The organism is Comamonas suwonensis (assembly GCF_012844455.2).
Lineage (GTDB): Bacteria > Pseudomonadota > Gammaproteobacteria > Burkholderiales > Burkholderiaceae_C > Comamonas > Comamonas suwonensis.
This window is the reverse complement of record NZ_JABBCQ020000012.1, coordinates 124,039-140,266: the sequence shown is the minus strand read 5'-3', so window position 1 is coordinate 140,266 and position 16,228 is coordinate 124,039. Positions and strand designations below refer to the sequence as shown.

General features: G+C 62.1%; 12 protein-coding genes. 7 read left to right on the top strand and 5 right to left on the bottom strand.

The genetic code is table 11. The annotated features are described in order from the left end of the window. The first annotated feature begins 7 nt into the window (after positions 1 to 7). The 3 genes from cphA to HF327_RS14630 all read left to right on the top strand — a co-directional run bounded on the left by cphA (position 8) and on the right by HF327_RS14630 (position 5,644). Positions 8 to 2,578 (top strand): cyanophycin synthetase, encoded by a 2,571-nt coding sequence (gene cphA / locus HF327_RS14640; RefSeq protein ID WP_198460867.1) that lies wholly within the window; start codon positions 8 to 10, stop codon positions 2,576 to 2,578. 273 nt (positions 2,579 to 2,851) lie between these two features. Then, positions 2,852 to 3,247: a DUF2946 family protein gene (locus tag HF327_RS14635; RefSeq protein WP_198460866.1), complete on the top strand. Its 396-nt coding sequence runs from the start codon at positions 2,852 to 2,854 to the stop codon at positions 3,245 to 3,247. Positions 3,248 to 3,328: 81 nt separating this feature from the next. Continuing rightward, on the top strand, positions 3,329 to 5,644 hold the full coding sequence (locus HF327_RS14630) for a TonB-dependent receptor (RefSeq protein ID WP_198460865.1): 2,316 nt from the start codon (positions 3,329 to 3,331) through the stop codon (positions 5,642 to 5,644). 19 nt (positions 5,645 to 5,663) lie between these two features. Here HF327_RS14630 and HF327_RS14625 read toward each other — a convergent pair whose 3' ends face one another. Then, positions 5,664 to 6,887: an MFS transporter gene (locus HF327_RS14625; RefSeq protein ID WP_198460864.1), complete on the bottom strand. Its 1,224-nt coding sequence runs from the start codon at positions 6,885 to 6,887 to the stop codon at positions 5,664 to 5,666. A 312-nt stretch (positions 6,888 to 7,199) separates the two neighbouring features. Here HF327_RS14625 and HF327_RS14620 point away from each other — a divergent pair, with 312 nt between their 5' ends. Further along, entirely contained in the window at positions 7,200 to 7,700 is a 501-nt protein-coding gene (locus HF327_RS14620; RefSeq protein WP_198460863.1) for a CreA family protein, read from the top strand. A gap of 81 nt (positions 7,701 to 7,781) precedes the next feature. Here HF327_RS14620 and HF327_RS14615 read toward each other — a convergent pair whose 3' ends face one another. Together HF327_RS14615 and HF327_RS14605 are read right to left on the bottom strand one after the other, a co-directional pair. Next, positions 7,782 to 8,003 carry a hypothetical protein gene (locus HF327_RS14615; RefSeq protein WP_099738844.1) on the bottom strand — a complete coding sequence of 74 codons (222 nt, stop codon included), beginning with the start codon at positions 8,001 to 8,003 and terminating at the stop codon, positions 7,782 to 7,784. A gap of 626 nt (positions 8,004 to 8,629) precedes the next feature. Beyond that, a complete protein-coding gene (locus HF327_RS14605) occupies positions 8,630 to 9,544 on the bottom strand; it encodes a LysR family transcriptional regulator (protein WP_198460899.1) in 915 nt (304 codons plus the stop codon). 285 nt (positions 9,545 to 9,829) lie between these two features. Here HF327_RS14605 and HF327_RS14600 point away from each other — a divergent pair, with 285 nt between their 5' ends. The 3 genes from HF327_RS14600 to HF327_RS14590 all read left to right on the top strand — a co-directional run bounded on the left by HF327_RS14600 (position 9,830) and on the right by HF327_RS14590 (position 13,600). Next, a complete protein-coding gene (locus HF327_RS14600) occupies positions 9,830 to 10,930 on the top strand; it encodes a YeiH family protein (protein WP_198460862.1) in 1,101 nt (366 codons plus the stop codon). A 187-nt stretch (positions 10,931 to 11,117) separates the two neighbouring features. Further along, positions 11,118 to 11,609, top strand: coding sequence for a MarR family winged helix-turn-helix transcriptional regulator (locus HF327_RS14595; RefSeq protein WP_198460861.1), 492 nt, complete (start codon positions 11,118 to 11,120; stop codon positions 11,607 to 11,609). After that, a complete protein-coding gene (locus HF327_RS14590; RefSeq protein WP_198460860.1) occupies positions 11,606 to 13,600 on the top strand; it encodes an FUSC family protein in 1,995 nt (664 codons plus the stop codon). Before HF327_RS14595 ends, HF327_RS14590 begins: the two co-directional genes overlap by 4 nt. 175 nt (positions 13,601 to 13,775) lie before the next feature. On the opposite strand, the gene HF327_RS14585 is transcribed toward HF327_RS14590, so the two are convergent. Both HF327_RS14585 and cobA read right to left on the bottom strand, forming a co-directional pair. Beyond that, positions 13,776 to 15,218: an NAD-dependent succinate-semialdehyde dehydrogenase gene (locus tag HF327_RS14585; protein ID WP_198460859.1), complete on the bottom strand. Its 1,443-nt coding sequence runs from the start codon at positions 15,216 to 15,218 to the stop codon at positions 13,776 to 13,778. A 177-nt stretch (positions 15,219 to 15,395) separates the two neighbouring features. Next, positions 15,396 to 16,220 (bottom strand): uroporphyrinogen-III C-methyltransferase, encoded by an 825-nt coding sequence (gene cobA, locus HF327_RS14580; RefSeq protein WP_198460858.1) that lies wholly within the window; start codon positions 16,218 to 16,220, stop codon positions 15,396 to 15,398. Positions 16,221 to 16,228: the final 8 nt, after the last annotated feature.

The window sequence follows — 16,228 nt, the reverse complement described above, 5'->3', positions numbered from 1 at the left end:
GAACACTATGCAGATCACCCGCATCCGAGCCCTGCGTGGCCCCAACCTCTGGACCCGCAGCACCGCCTTCGAAGCCATCGTGCACTGTGAAGACAGCGAGTTGCGCTACACCGCCATGCCCGGCTTTGAAGACAAGCTGCGCGCACGCTTCCCCACCATTGGCACGCTGCAGCCCCATGGTGCCAACCAGCACCTGTCGCTGGCCCATGTGCTGGAAGTAGCCGCCCTGTCGCTGCAGGCGCAGGCTGGCTGCCCTGTCTCCTTCAGCCGCACACATGAGACTGTGGAACACGGCACCTTCCAGGTCGTGGTGGAGTACACCGAGGAAGCCGTGGGCCGACTGGCCATGGAGCAGGCCGAAGCCCTGATCCTGGCGGCCCTCAACGACACGCCTTTTGACAGCGACAAGGTCATCGCCCAACTGCGCGAGCTGGACGAAGACGACCGCATCGGCCCTTCGACCGGCGCCATCCTGGATGCCGCCGTAGCCCGTGGCATTCCCTATCGCCGTCTCACCACCGGGTCTCTGGTGCAATTGGGCTGGGGCTCCAAGGCCCGCCGCTTTCAGGCTGCCGAGCTGGACTCCACCAGCGCCGTGGCTGAGTCGATTGCACAGGACAAAGACCTGACCAAGCGCCTGCTGCACGCCGCTGGCGTGCCTGTGCCCATGGGCCGTCCCGTGACAGATGTGGAAGACGCCTGGGTCGTGGCGCAAGAAGTAGGCCTGCCCGTCGTGGTCAAGCCGCAGGACGGCAACCAGGGCAAGGGCGTGGTGGTCAATATCACCACCCGCGAAGGCCTGGAAGCGGCCTACAAAGTAGCCAGTGAGTTTGGCGACGAAATTCTGGTCGAGCGCTTCTTGCCTGGCCACGATTTCCGCATGCTGGTCGTCGGCGGCCAACTCGTCGCCGCTGCCCGCCGCGAGCCACCCCAGGTGCTCGGTGATGGCACCCACACCATTCGCGAACTGGTCGAAATCGTCAATCAGGACCCACGTCGCGGCTCGGGCCACGGCACGGCGCTGACCAAGATTCGCCTGGACGATATCGCCATTGCCCGCATTGCCAGCGAAGGTCTGAGCCCTGAATCCGTGCCCGCGCAGGGCCAGCGCGTGGTGTTGCGCAACAACGCCAACCTGTCCACCGGCGGCAGCGCCACCGACGTGACCGACGACGTGCACCCCGAAATCGCCGCCCGCGCGATTGAAGCGGCCCAGACCATTGGGCTGCACATCTGCGGCGTGGACGTGGTCTGCGAAACCATGCTCAAGCCGCTGGAAGAGCAAAGCGGCGGCATTGTGGAAGTGAACGCGGCCCCCGGCCTGCGCATGCACCTGGCACCGTCCTTTGGTCGCCCTCGCAACGTGGGCGTACCCATGGTGGACGAGCTGTATGCGCCTGGTGACAACGGCCGCATCCCCCTGGTTGCCGTCACCGGCACCAATGGCAAGACCACGACCACCCGCGTGATTGCCCACCTGTTCACGTCGCACGGCTGGCGCACCGCCATGACCAACACCGATGGCGTGTGGGTCAACGGCCGCCAGATCGACAGCGGTGACTGCTCCGGCCCCAAGAGCGCCCGCAACGCGCTGGCCCACCCCGAAACCGATGCCGCCGTGCTCGAATGCGCACGCGGCGGCATTTTGCGTGAAGGTCTGGGTTTTGACCGCTGCCAGGTGGCCGTGGTCACCAACGTGGGCGAAGGCGATCATCTGGGTCTGAACTTCATCACCACCAAGGAAGACGTGGGCGTGTTGAAGCGCGTCATCGTGCAAAACGTCGCGACTGATGGCTACGGCGTGCTCAATGCAGCCGACCCACTGGTCGCCGCCATGGCATCCGTTTGCCCCGGCAAGGTCATCTTCTTTGCCGCCGATCGCCACCACCCCATCATGGCCACGCACCGCGCCCAGGGCAGCCGCGTGGTCTATGTGGATGGCGACTCCATCGTGGCCGCCGAAGGCTCATGGCGCGAAACCATTGCGCTGCGCGACATCCCCATCACCCGCAACGGCACCATCACCTTCCAGGTTGAAAACGTGATGGCATCGATTGGCGCGGCATGGGCGGCTGGCCTGCCCTGGCAGACGATCCGCCGCGGTCTGGCTGGTTTCCTGAACGACACCGGCAACGCCCCCGCGCGCTTTAACGTGATGGATTACAAGGGTGCCACCATCATTGCCGACTACGGCCACAACCCGGACGCCATGCGCGCCCTGGTGCAAGCTGTGGAAGCCATGCCGGCCAAGCGCCGCAGCGTAGTCATCAGCGGTGCGGGTGACCGCCGCGATCAGGACATCATCGAGCAGACCCAGATTCTGGGCAAAGTGTTTGACGACGTGATCCTGTACCAGGACGCAGCGCAGCGCGGCCGCAAAGATGGTGAAGTGCTGGCACTGCTGAAGCAGGGGCTGGAAGGGGCCATCCGTACGACTTACACCACTGAAATCCACGGTGAATTCATCGCCATTGACCACGCTTTGAGCCGCCTGGAAGCCGGCGACCTGAGCCTGGTGCTGGTCGATCAGGTGGAAGAAGCGCTTGAGCACCTGCGCAAGCATGTGGCAGGACAGTAACCCCTGAGGCGCTGACGCGCCTTCCCCTGAATAAAAAAAACAGGGGGACGACAGCCTCGCTGCGCGGCGGCGCTTGCTGGCTGTCTCTGTCTTAGAAGACGCCAGCTTTTCACGACTGGTGCTGTTGCGACTCCAACCCGGCCTTGCGCCGGGTTTTGTTATTAAAAACAGCGCATTGCGCGCAGATGGTAAAAGCATTAGAGGCGGTTTTTACGCATAGTCTCCCCTGACAAACGCCGTATGATCAGGGCAGCTGCCACCATCATTCGCCTCATGACTTTGCACGCACTTCGCCGCATTGCCACCTGCCTTCTGGGCCGGTGTGTGCTGGCATGGTTTGCATTGTCCATCGGCGTGGCAAGCGCTGCACCACTGATTCAGTCGCAGGGTTTTGAGCTGATCTGCACCAGCACCGGTGCCATGAAGATGGTTGCCGTTGGCGAAAATGGCAGCGACGACGAAGGCAGCGATCACACGGTCCTCGGCGCAGGTCACCTTGACTGTCCCATGTGCCTGCCCCATGCGGCACCACCCCCGCCGGTGCTGCAACTGGCTGTGCCCACCCAGTCACCGCTGCGCCATGCGCTGCAGCCGGTAGAGCGGGCGCGCATTGCCGCCATCACGGCGGCACCTCTGCCCGCACGCGGGCCACCCCCGGCAACTTCTTGAACTATTTTCGGCTCCAGCGCAGGCATTGTTTGCGTTAGCCGCTATCAGATTCATAGGAGCTAAACACTCCGGGGTACCTCAATGAAAACGTATTTTTTGCCACTCGTGGTGAGTGGTATTGCTTGGCCGTGTCTGGCCCAGACTTCGACTGACATCACCGACTTGCCAGAGCGCAGCCGCACGCTTGGCGTGGTCACTGTCAACGGCGGCCAGCCCAGCTCGCTGCCCACGCAGATTCCGACCACCATCGAAGGCATCACCCGCGAGGAAATCGAGACCCGCATCAACGCCACGGACAGCGAAGACGCCCTCAAATACCTGCCCAGCCTGCTGGTGCGCAAGCGCTATATCGGCGATTACAACCACGCCATCCTCTCCACCCGCGCATCGGGCACGGGCAATAGCGCGCGCTCTGCCGTGTATGCAGACGGAATTTTGCTCTCCAACTTTCTGGGCAATGGCATCGCCAACGGCAGCAACTACGCGCCTCGCTGGGGCCTGGTCACGCCCGAAGAAATTGAGCGTGTGGATGTCATGTACGGCCCGTTTTCTGCCGCCTACCCCGGCAACTCCGCAGGTGCCGTGGTGGACTATGTGACCCGCATGCCAGACAAGCTGGAAACCCATGTGGCCGCTGGCTATTCATCCCAGCCCAACCAGCTCTTCGGCACCGACAAAACCTTCAATAGCTGGAACAGCAGTGCGTCCATCGGCAGCCGAAGCGGCGACTGGTCGTTCTGGATCAACCTCAACCACACCGACAGTCAGGGTCAGCCCATGACCTTCCCTACCGTGCTGCAATCTGCGGGCGTGGCTGGCAGTGCAGGTACCCCCGTAACTGGCGCAGTGGCGGGGCTCAACACCACCAACCAGCCCTGGCTCATTCTGGGCGCGGGCACGCAATACCGCACGCAGCAGGATCACGCCAAGATCAAACTGGCCTACGACATCACGCCCACATTGCGCGCCAGCTACACATTGGGCTGGTGGCAAAACAATGCCAAGGGCCGCTCGGAAAGTTATCTCAAGGGGCCGAACGGCCAGCCGGTGTACAGCGGCCCCATCAATATCGGGGGCAAGACCTACAGCCTCTCGCCCACGGCGTTTGGCCTGTCCAACGACAGCCAGACGCATACCATGCATGGCGTCTCCCTCAAAAGCCACACGCAAGGCAGCTTTGACTGGGAGCTGAGTGCCAGCCTGTACGACTACGGCAAGGATCAGCAACGCGTCCCCACGATTGCCCTGCCAGCGGCCGCCACCGGCGGCAATGGCACGCTGCAGGATCAGAACGGCACCGGCTGGAACACGCTGGCGGCCAAAGGTACCTGGCGCCAGAACGGACTGCTGGGCCTGCAAGGCGCGCATATCGTGGACTTCGGCCTGGGCCGCGATGCCTACCACCTCGACATCCGCAAATTCAACGTGACGGGCGACTGGCAATCCGGCCCAGCCAATGCGCAATCGCTGGTCAGCCAAGTCGGCGGGCGGGCTGAAACGCGCTATGTCTGGGCGCAGGACAGCTGGCAGTTAGCCAAAGACTGGAAAGCCGTGCTGGGCCTGCGCTGGGAAGACTGGACTGCCAGCCAGGGCCGCACGGCCACCGCCAGCAGCCAACTGAATTACGCCCAGCGCAGCGAATCACATTTGTCCCCCAAGGCCGCGCTGGCATACCAGCTGGCGCGCCACACCACGCTCAAAGCATCGCTGGGCCGCGCCGTGCGTTTTCCCACGGTTGGCGAGCTGTATGGTGCGACATCGGGCGGCGTGCTCTCGTTCATCAACAACCCGGACCTGCGACCCGAAAAATCGTGGACCAGTGAATTGAGTGCCGAGCAAGACTTGGGAAATGGTCTGCTGCGCGCCACGCTGTTTCACGAAGCGACCAAAGACGCGCTCTACAGCCAGCTGATTCCGGGCACCACCATCTCAGCCGTGCAAAACGTGGACAAGGTGCGCACCACCGGGCTTGAACTGGCTTACTCCGCGCAATCGGTGCTGGTGCGTGGACTGGATCTGGGAGCCAGTCTGACCTTTGCCAACTCGAAGACCGTGGCCAATGCCGCCAACCCGGCCAGTGTCGGCAAGTGGCAGCCCCGCGTGCCGCGCTGGCGTGCCACGGCCTATGCCACTTATCAGCCCACAGACCGCTGGGCGCTGACGGTGGCTGCGCGCTACAGCGGCCGCCAGTACTCGAATCTGGACAACAGCGACGTCAATGCCGACACCTATTTCGGGGCCAGCAAGTACTTCAGCGTTGATCTGCGCGCCCGCTACCAGATCGACAAGCGACTGTCGGCGGCGTTTGGCGTGGACAACGCCAATAATGCCCAGTACTGGAACTTTCACCCCTATCCGCAGCGCACCTACACGGCCTCATTGCGCTGGGACATGTAAGCACAGTTCATAAGCGCATTTAGTGAACCGCCATGGGCTGCTGAAGCCCATGGCTTTTGCGCATGCGAAACGTCTCCAGCGCAGCCATCAGCGCCAGCGCCACACCCAGTGCGCAAGCGCCTTGCCAGCCGTTGAGACGCCAAGCCAGCGTGCCCAGGGCAGAACCGGCGGCTGCACCGGTGAAGTAGCCCGTCATATAAACCGCATTCATGCGGCCTCGCGCCACCGGCATCAGTTGCGCCACGGTGGCCTGGTTGGTGATGTTCAGGCATTGCAGGCCCAGATCAATCACCACCATACCCAGCACAAACCAGCCCAGATGGGAGCCACCCACCCACAGCATGGGCCATGACAACAGCAGCGCCAGCGCACCAATGGCGCAGCTCACGCGGCCCAGACCTTTATCGACCAGTCGCCCGGCTTGCGTGGCCACCAACGCGCCCGCCGCACCGGCCAGTCCAATCAGGCCAATCTGCCCATCACCCAGCCCCAGTGGCCCGCTGGAAAGCTGCAGCGCCATGGTCGAAAACAATACGCTGACCGAAGCAAACGCCAGTGCGCTGACCAAGGTACGCTGGCGCAGGCCGGGCTGGCTGCGCAGCAGGCTCCACATGCTGGAAAGCACCTGTCCATAGCTCACCGGCACCGGGTTGCGTGAAGCAGGCAGTGCCTTCCACAACCACAGCGCCACCACCGCCATCACCAGCGCCGCGCCCTGGTACACGGCCTGCCAGCCCCATGCGCCAGACACCATGCCTGCCACACTGCGCGCCAGCAAAATACCCAGCAACAAGCCACTCATCACCCAGCCCACGGCGCGCCCGCTCTGGCCCGGCTGGGCCAGTGCTGCCGCCATGGGTACCAGCACCTGCGCTGCCACCGAGAACAAACCCGCCAGCAGCGTGCCCAGCAAAAACATGGGCAGGTTCTGAGAAAAACCGCACAGCGCCTGGCCCACGGCCGCCAGCAGCATCAGGCTGACAGCCAGCCCCCGGCGCTGCAGCTTGTCACCCAGCGGAGCCAGTAGCAGCAAGCCACCGGCATAAGCCACCTGCGCCAGCGTCACGCTGGTGGCGGCGGCAGATTCGCTGACCGAGAAATGCCCGGCAATCGAGTGCAGCAAGGGCTGATTGAAGTAATTACCACCCGCGCACAGACCGCAGGCCAGCGCCATCAGCAGCAGGGAAGAGGGGCTCAGACCCGGCGTGGAATCAGAGGCAGAAGCAGAAACGGAAACAGACATAGAAACTCGTCACACCCGGCAAGGGCATGACGCTTAAAGAGAACAAAGCCGAAAAAGCGCCTGCCAGAAAAGCAGTCGCTGCGAGCAACAAGGAAGTCAGAAATCGGCATCCGAGGCTGAATGCCAGCACAGGCCGCAGGCCTGCAGAACTTTCTGCATCTGTGGATAAAACAGAAGGCGGCGGGACAGGACAATGCATGATTGCAATCCCCGCCAGCAGGTCTGCATTGTCGCCAGAGCGCATCCTCTACGATACGCAGCGGCCACAATGCCCTGCGACCACGCAAGGGTTAACCCTTAATTTCACTTTCCATGCGAACCACCATGAAATTGCTATCCGCCGTTCTGGCCGTTGCGGCCGCCACCGCAGGCACCATGGCCTTTGTCGGCATGAGCCATGCCGAGCAAATCGGCGCCGTGGACACCGTCTTCAAATGGATTGGCCCGGACCACAAAATCGTGGTCGATGCCTATGACGACCCCAAGGTGCCCGGTGTGACCTGCTATGTCTCGCGCGCCAAGACTGGCGGTATCAAGGGCGGACTGGGTCTGGCCGAAGACCGCTCCGAAGCCTCTATCGCCTGTCAGGCCACAGGCACTCTGCAGTTCCCCGCGCCCCTCAAGCAACAAGAAGATGTGTTTACCGAGCGCACTTCGCTGCTGTTCAAGCGCCTGCGCGTGGTGCGCATGGTCGACACCAAGCGCAACGCCCTGGTCTACATGACGTATTCCGACCGCGTGATCGAGGGTTCGCCCCAGAACAGCGTCGCCGCCGTGCCGGTGCCGCAGAGCACGCCTATTCCGGTGAAGTAAAAACCAGAGCAGGCTGCACAAGTGCAGCCTAAGGTTGATTAGGTTTTGAATGTGGCTATGGCAGCGCCTGACCGCTTCACCTTACTGGCTGAGCGCGAGGCCTTGCGCATCCAGCGCCGGCGGCCGCAGCAAATCCTCGTTCACGCCCATGGCCTGACTGGCACGCTCCACAGCCTGCCACAGGGGGGCGGGCATTTGCAAAATGGCTTCGGGGGAAGGCGCTTCGTCGATCCAGCTGCTGATCTGCAAATGCTGCTCTTGGGTGAGCAGGTCCAGGTGCAGCATTTCGTCGATGGTTTTCATGGTGTTCCTCCCTGCAGATACGGCCCGCCGCTGCATGATGGTTTGCGGGCTTGTCTATGCAATATAGGGCCAAAAACCCCTGCTGCAAGCAAAACGATGCTTAAAGAAAACCATAGCTGTCTGCGCTTGCCCGCTATGCGAGAGCGTCTGTTTCAGGGAATGCGGGAGAGCATGGACGCATCCACCGCCCGCCCGTGAATCTGCAGGCGGTTGCGCGCCACCCCCTGGCGCTGTGAAGACTGCCGCACGCAGTAGCCCAGATTGCACATGTGCTTGTGATCGCTGATGGCATTCAGCCCAGCAAAGCGCCCGTGCCTGCATCGAACACACCAAACTCATGCGCCTCCTACGCTGCCTGATCTGCACGGCACTGTGCCAACCAAGCCAGTCCATCCGCCTCTGAAAACGCGGACCTACATCTGCGCCTCCACTGACCCAAAGTGGCAGTGGACTTCTGTGCAGCAGGTAGATAAGCCCCCTCGCATCACACGCTTCAAAAGCCGCAGCAGCAGGCCTTGAAACGGCACCGAATGCTGTTTGACTGCGGGATTTATCACCCCTTCGCTGCTGAATATTTTGATAGCTTCTTGCGCTTATTCATCAAGCGCTTCAGCCTGTTTTTACACCTAGTCCATGAGAGGCTGCACGCTGGCGCTGCAAGCATCCACAAACGCCTGCAGCGCCGGAGAGCGCCTTTTGCCTGCGCGCTGCACCAGTGAGAAGTTGCGCCACATGCGCGGCAAGGTTGTGGGCAAAATGTCCAGCACCTGGGCTTGCAGCTGAGATTGCACCAGCACGCGCGAAAGGCAGCTGATGCCCAGCCCCTGCTCCACACAGCGGGCAATGGCTTCAGAGCTGCCCAGTGTGGCGGCTGCGGGCAACTGGTGCAGATGTGGCAGCAGCGCGTGCTCTACCATCTCACGCGTGCCAGAGCCCGGCTCGCGCAGCAGCCATGCGGCTTTGCGCAGCGCGGCCACACCCAGTGGCTTGGTTTTGGCCTGCTGGGCCAGCGGGTCGTGCGGCGATGCAACGATGACCAGCTCATCGCGCAGCCAGGGCTCCACCTCCAGCCCCTGCCAGTGGCTGCTGCCTTCAATCAGGCCCATATCGACTTCCATGGCCAGCACGGCTTCACCCACCTCTTGGGTGTTGGCGATTTGCAGGTCTACGCGCACCAGCGGGTGGGATGCAGCCAGCCGCGCCAGCACTTCAGGCAGGGCATAGGTGCCGATGGTAGTGCTGGCCGCCACGCGCAGGCGCACAGGCATATTGGCCGCCTTGGCAGAGAATGCCTGTTCAATGCCGCGCGCCTGCTCCAGTACAGCCAGCGCCTGCGGCAAAAGGGCACGACCGGCATCGTTGAGCACCAGTCGCTTGCCCACACGCTCGAACAACTGCACGCCCAGACCGCCTTCCAGTTGCTGCAGCGCAGCGCTGGTGGCAGATTGCGAAAGTGCTACAGTTTCTGCAGCAGCCACCGTAGTTCCGCTATGGGCTACGGCGCAAAATATCTCGAATTGACGCAGGGTGAGGTGCAGCATAAAGGCGACTTGGGCATCGATAAAACCCACGAAAGATTTGAGCCAATGATTTGAGCCAACGGGCAGATGAGCACGCCTGGTCTTCAGCAGCGCCGTCAGCACATCTGCTTGCGCTGCTAATTGAATCAATGACTTAGTTAAATCACAAGCGCCAAAGAGGTCAATCTACCTATTTTATCGATTGATCTTACAAAAACTATTCGTTATACAAATATAACCAACAAATCTAAAGTGATCCTCAAGCTGTCAGGCAAACCTGTTTTTCGCCTCCAGCAAAAGGGCACGATGAACACTACAACACTCAAAAACTCCACACCCTCGCACGGCTGGATGCACAAGACCGGCGGCATGGTTCCTGGCCTGCTGCTGGCGGGCACGATCGCTGCCGTGGCGACATGGGCTGCGCAATTCCCCATCATCAAAAGCAACGGTCTGAGCGCACTGACGCTGGCCATCATCATCGGCCTGGTGATTGGCAATACCGTCTATCCCTCCATCGCCAGCCAGTGCAGCAGCGGCATCGCCTTTACCAAGGCTCGCCTGCTGCGCGCCGGTATCGTTCTCTACGGGCTGCGCCTGACGTTTCAGGACATTGGTCAGGTTGGCATGGCCGGCGTGGTGATTGATGCGCTGGTGCTGTCCAGCACCTTCTTGCTGGCACAGTGGATTGGCCAGAAACTGCTGGGCATGGACAAGCGCACGACCTTGCTGGTGGGCGCAGGTGCCTCCATCTGCGGCGCCGCCGCCGTGCTGGCCACCGAACCAGTGGCCAAGGGCCGCGCCGAAGATGTGGCTGTGGCCGTGGCGACCGTGGTGGTGTTTGGCACCATCGGCACCTTTCTCTACCCCGCGCTGTTCCACTGGAATGCAGAGTACGGCTGGGTCAACACCACCATGCAGCAGTACGGCGTGTTCGTCGGCTCCACCGTGCATGAAGTGGCCCAGGTGGTGGCCGCTGGCGAAGCGATTGGCAGCCAGGCCGCCGATACCGCCGTCATTGCCAAGATGGTGCGCGTGATGATGCTGGCACCGTTTCTGCTGATTCTGTCCATGTGGCTGTCGCGCAGCGAACGCCAGGAAGGCATGAAAGACGGTGTGAACAACGGCCAGCCCGGCAAAAAGATCACCATCCCCTGGTTTGCTCTGGGCTTTGTGCTGATGGCCGGTATCAACTCGCTGGGCGTGCTGCCCAAGGAAGTGGTCAGCGTCGGCATTCAGCTGGACAACGCACTGCTGGCCATTGCCATGGCCGCTCTGGGCCTGACCACCCACATCCGTGCCGTGCGGGCTGCGGGGACCAAGCCGCTGATTCTGGCTCTGGCCCTGTTCATCTGGCTGCTGGTCGCAGGTCTGGCTCTGAACCTGTGGATTCCCACTCTGTTTTGATAGCAGCTTGCGCATGATCTGAATAATCAATAAAACACAAACAGGGGTCAAACCCTTTAAAGGAGAGCGCTTAGCGCTCTCCTTTTTTATTGCTCGTCGCCAACAACAAAGGGAATACCCTATATATCAATGCAGACTCAATTAATTTGAATTGCAAATTAATTGTATAGACATCAAAATAAGGTCTATGTCTTTTGCTGATGCTCCCTCCCGCGACCGCCTGGGCTTTCTCATGGTCACCCTCACCCGCCAATGGCGCCGCTTTGTCGAAGAGCAACTGGCTGCCAACGGTCTGACCGACGCCACCTGGACGCCGCTTCTGCACCTGCGCGCCTGGGGCGACGGGGTCACCCAAAAGGAGCTGGCCGAGCGCGTGGGGCTGGACGGATCCAGCCTGGTACGCCTGCTGGACATTCTGGAAGGCAAGGGCTGGGTAGAGCGCCGCGCCGATGCGGCCGACCGTCGCAGCAAACGCATTTTTCTCACCACCGAAGGTAATCAGGCTGTGGACAATATTCGCGCCACCATGCTGGAGGCCGAACGCAGCCTGCTGCAGGACCTGGATGAAGCCGAGATCGAAGCCATGCTGGGCAGCGTCAACAAGGTTCGTGCCCGCATCGAGCAAATGCATGATCAGCGCTGCACGCAAACGCATCCTGAAGCTGAGGAGCGCGCATGACAGTGGCTGTCTACGAGAGATTTCTAGCGCGCGCCGCTCAATGGGGTTTTGACAGTGCCCGCCTGCGCCAGCATCTGCGCACCGCTTTTGCGGCCTGTATCGCCGTGCTGGCCGCCTGGGCCCTGGGGCTGGAGCACCCGCAATGGGCGGGCATGACGGTCTGGGCCGCATCCCAGCCGCTGCGCGGCCAGTTGCTGGAAAAAAGCTTTTTCCGCACCACCGGCACCATCATCGGCACCGCCGCCGGTGTCGTGCTGGTGCTCGTCGCCAATGGCAATCTGCTCTGGCTGGTCACCGGCCTGGCGGTGTGGATGGGCATTTGCGCCGGGCTGGGCAATCTGCAGCGCAGCTTTGCCTCTTACGGCACCATGCTGGCGGGGTACTCCGCATCCATGGTCGCATTGCTAGACAACGGCAATCCCGTCCATGTCTATGACCTGGGCTGGGACCGCTTGTTTACCGCGCTGACCGGCGTGGCTGCGGCCCTTATCGTAGGCTGGCTGTTCACGCCCGTGGGCGCTGAAATCCCCGGTGACGACAAGGTACGCCGCCTCTGCGCCCGTCTGCTGCGCGACATTGCAGCGGCATCACAAGCCGCAGCGCGTGGGCAAAGCGCACTCAGCCCCAAAGATCTGGCCGAGCGCCTGGCAGTCATGGCCGCCATTGAAGAAGGACTGGACCCGCATGCCGCAGGCTCGCAGCGCTCACGCCGCGCCGTGCGTGCGCTGCGCCGCCTGATCAACACGCAAATCTCCGCCCTGCTCTGGCTGCGTGACAGCACCGGCAAAACCATCACCCCCGAATTCACCGCCGAGCAAGCCCAGGCCATGACGACAGCGCTGGAGCAAGCCGCCAAGCTGCTGGAAACCCAGCCCGCACCGCTGGCGGCCATTCACGCCATTGCCACGGCGCGCGAGGCCGCCGCAGGATGGGGTCATGCCGAGGAAATTTTGAGCAATATCGGCCTGGCCCTGCAGGCCCACTTTGTCGCTGCCAGCGACCTGCCCCTGCCCGCCAACCACCGTGCCCGCCAATTGCCCGTGGTGCTGCACAGCGACTGGGTGGGCGCACGCCGCGCCATGCTGCGTGCCTTTAGCGCCATCTTTGTGGTTGGCCTGATCTGGGTGATCACCGGCTGGCATGGCGGTGCCTTCATGCTGCTCGGTCTGTCGGTGATGATTACCGTCTTCTCCTCGTTCGAGAACCCGGCCTTCACCATGCGCTTTGTCATTCTGGGTCAGGCCATGGGCGCGGGCGTGGCGCTGGCCTGCCAGTGGTTTGCCTGGCCGTTTGCCAGCAGCCAGTTGCAGATGGTGCTGATGATGCTGCCCTTCATCCTCATTGGCGCACTGCTGTTCAGCCATCGCCGCACCATGGTGGCCGGCTATGACTGCAATATGGTGATTCTGCTGGCGCTGTCGCCCCACTTCCCCTATCAGCTGGACTACGGCCACTCGCTCTCGATGGCATTTGCCATCGTCACCGGGCCGCTGGCAGGCTGGCTGGCCTACCGCTTCATCCTGCCCGTCACCGTTCAAGGCAGGTTGGACGGCCTGCGCGCCATGATGGTTCATGAGCTGCAAGACATGGCTGCCACCCCGCTACATGCCCGCGATGTCCGCGTCTGGCGCGCCCGCCTGTATCACCGCCTGCTGCGCCTGGTACGCGCCTCCGAAAAAATCAGCGCGCCTGCCGTGCAGGAAGCTGCCGACTGCGGCCTGGCCGCCCTGCGCGTAGGCAAGGCCGTGCTCATACTGCACACCCTGGAAAACGACCTGCTTTTGTCCGACAGCACCTTGCGCAGCGTACGCAGTGCGCTACAAAGACTGCAGCAACTGCCCACGGCCCCTGCCAAGGCCATCCCTTTGCTGATGGGCGTGGCCCAGCGCATACAGCAACACCAGCCCGAGCAAGCCCTGCAACTGCAACTGGCTGCGCAGGACATTGGCGAGCATCAGCGCTTTTTTGCCAGCACTGCCAAGATTGCCTGACGAACTAAGCGCCATCACCCATGAAAAAAGCCGCTGCAAACACAGCGGCTTTTTTACGGGCTGAACTCTTAAAAATTGGCGCATTCCAACAAAGGGGCCGCAAGCAAGGACCGCCCCGCAGCGATGCTGTCCTCCCCCTTGGGGGGACGTGGCAACGCCGCTTGAGGGGTATCAATCACACACAAGTGATCGCCACGGCCTTGGAAACCAGGTAAGCCTCCAGTGCCTCAGGCCCCCCTTCCGAGCCATAGCCCGAATCCTTGATGCCGCCAAATGGCAGTTCAGCCGATGGCAGTGCGGGCTGGTTGACCCACAGCATGCCTGCCTCCACATCTTGCGCCAGCTGATGCGATGTCTTGAGCGAGCGCGTAAAGGCATAGGCGGCCAGACCATACGACAGACGGTTGGCCTCTTGAATGGCGTCTTCAATCTTGTCAAAGCCGCGAATCGCCGCTACGGGACCAAAGGGCTCCTGATTGAAGATATCAGCCGTCAAAGGCACATCCGCCAGCACCGTGGGGGCAAAGTAGTTGCCGGCATCGCCAAACGATGCGCCACCCGTCAGCAGCTTGGCACCACTGTTCTCGGCGTTCTGAATCAGCTGGGTCAGCGCCGTCACCCGGCGCGGGTTGGCCAGCGGGCCCATCTGCACGCCTTGCTCCAGACCATTGCCCACCTTCAGCGCCTCGGCATGAGCCACCATGGCGCGCGTGAATTCCTCGCGCACGCTGTTGTGCACCAGAAAGCGCGTGGGCGAGATGCAGACCTGCCCCGCATTGCGGAACTTGGCCGCACCTGCGGCCTTCACAGCCAGTGCCACATCCGCATCTTCTGCAACGATGACCGGGGCGTGACCGCCCAGCTCCATGGTGCTTCGCTTCATGTGCTGGCCCGCCAGCGCTGCCAGCTGCTTGCCCACGGCCGTAGAGCCGGTGAAGGTCACCTTGCGGATCACCGGGCTGGCAATCAGGTACTCGGAAATTTGCGCCGGGTTGCCATAAACCAGGCCGACCACACCGGCAGGAATGCCGGCATCCACAAAGCACTTGAGCAGCGCTGCGGGCGAGGCTGGAGTTTCCTCGGGCGCCTTGCACAGGAACGAGCAGCCTGAAGCCAGCGCCGCGCCAATCTTGCGCACGATCTGGTTGACAGGGAAGTTCCAGGGCGTGAAGGCCGCCACAGGGCCCACAGGGTCCTTGATCACCAGTTGCTGCTGTTCAGGGCGACGCGAAGGTACGATGCGGCCGTAGACGCGCAGCGCCTCGTCGGCAAACCATTCGATGATGCCGGCACCGGCAATGATTTCACCCTTGGCTTCGGCCAGCGGCTTGCCCTGCTCCTGCGTCAGCAGCGCCGCGATCTCGTCGGCACGCTCTTTGAGCAAGGCGGCAGCGCGGCGCATGATGGCACCGCGCTCGTGCGCCGAGACCTTGCGCCAGACCTGAAAGCCCTTGTCTGCAGCGGCGAGTGCGCGGTCCAGATCAGGAATATCGGCATGCGCCACGCGACCGATGACTTCGCCCGACGCCGGGTTACGCACATCAATCGTCTTGCCGCTGGCAGCCACCTGCCACTGTCCATCGATCAAAAGCTGGGTATCGGGGTATGCAGTGCTCATCACTTATCTCGGTGTGCCGACCCTCATCCCCCTGCAGATGTAAAGGGCCGGGCGTGGTGAATATTCAGGGCGTAAAAAATTCTAGCCATACATGCTAGCTCCTCATGACAAGTGCGGGACGTTGGCAATGGCGCAATGCGCTCAGGGGATCATGAAAATGCAATCACTTTCAGCCACTTACACCCCGACAGTACGGCGCAGCTGCTTCTCCCCCTGCCATGCTCCCAACCCAGCCTGACTGATTGCCGCCTGTTGGACGACTTGCCCGATCACAAAGACACACGGACTCCCCAAACCGCTGCTGGCAAGCACCGTGGACATCTCCCCCAGTTGCGTGATGACCTGCTGTTGTGTGGGCAGGCTGGCGCTTTGCACCAGCGCCACAGGCGTGCTGGCGGGCAGGCCGCCGGCCAGCAGCTCGGTCTGAATATGCGGCACAGAGCTCACGCCCATATAGACCACCAGCGTCAAGCCCACGGCATGGGCCGTCTGCCCCAGCTGGCGCCAGTCGTTCTGAACACCGCCGGGTTTGGGGTGCCCCGTCACAAACACCACGCCATGCGCATGATCGCGGTGGGTGAGTGACACGCCCAGACTGGTGGCTGCCGCCAGCCCTGCGGTAATGCCATTGACCACCTCCACCTGCACCCCTGCAGCGCGCAGATGTTCAACTTCTTCACCCCCTCGGCCAAAGATGAAGGGGTCGCCGCCCTTGAGTCGCACCACGACCTCTCCCTGGCGCGCAGCCATGATCATCAGCTTTTCAATGAACTCCTGCGATGTGCTTTCGCGCCCGCCGCGCTTGCCCACGGCAATCACACGGGTCTTGGGGCTGGCGAGCTTGACGATGTCAGCAGACACCAGATCATCCACCAGCAGCAGCGTGGCACTTTGAATCAGCTTGAAAGCCTTGATGGTGAGCAGCTCCGGGTCACCCGGCCCAGCACCCACCAGATAGCAGCGGCCCGGGGACGTCAGAGAGTTTGCATGGCGGGAAGTCATGGCAGACC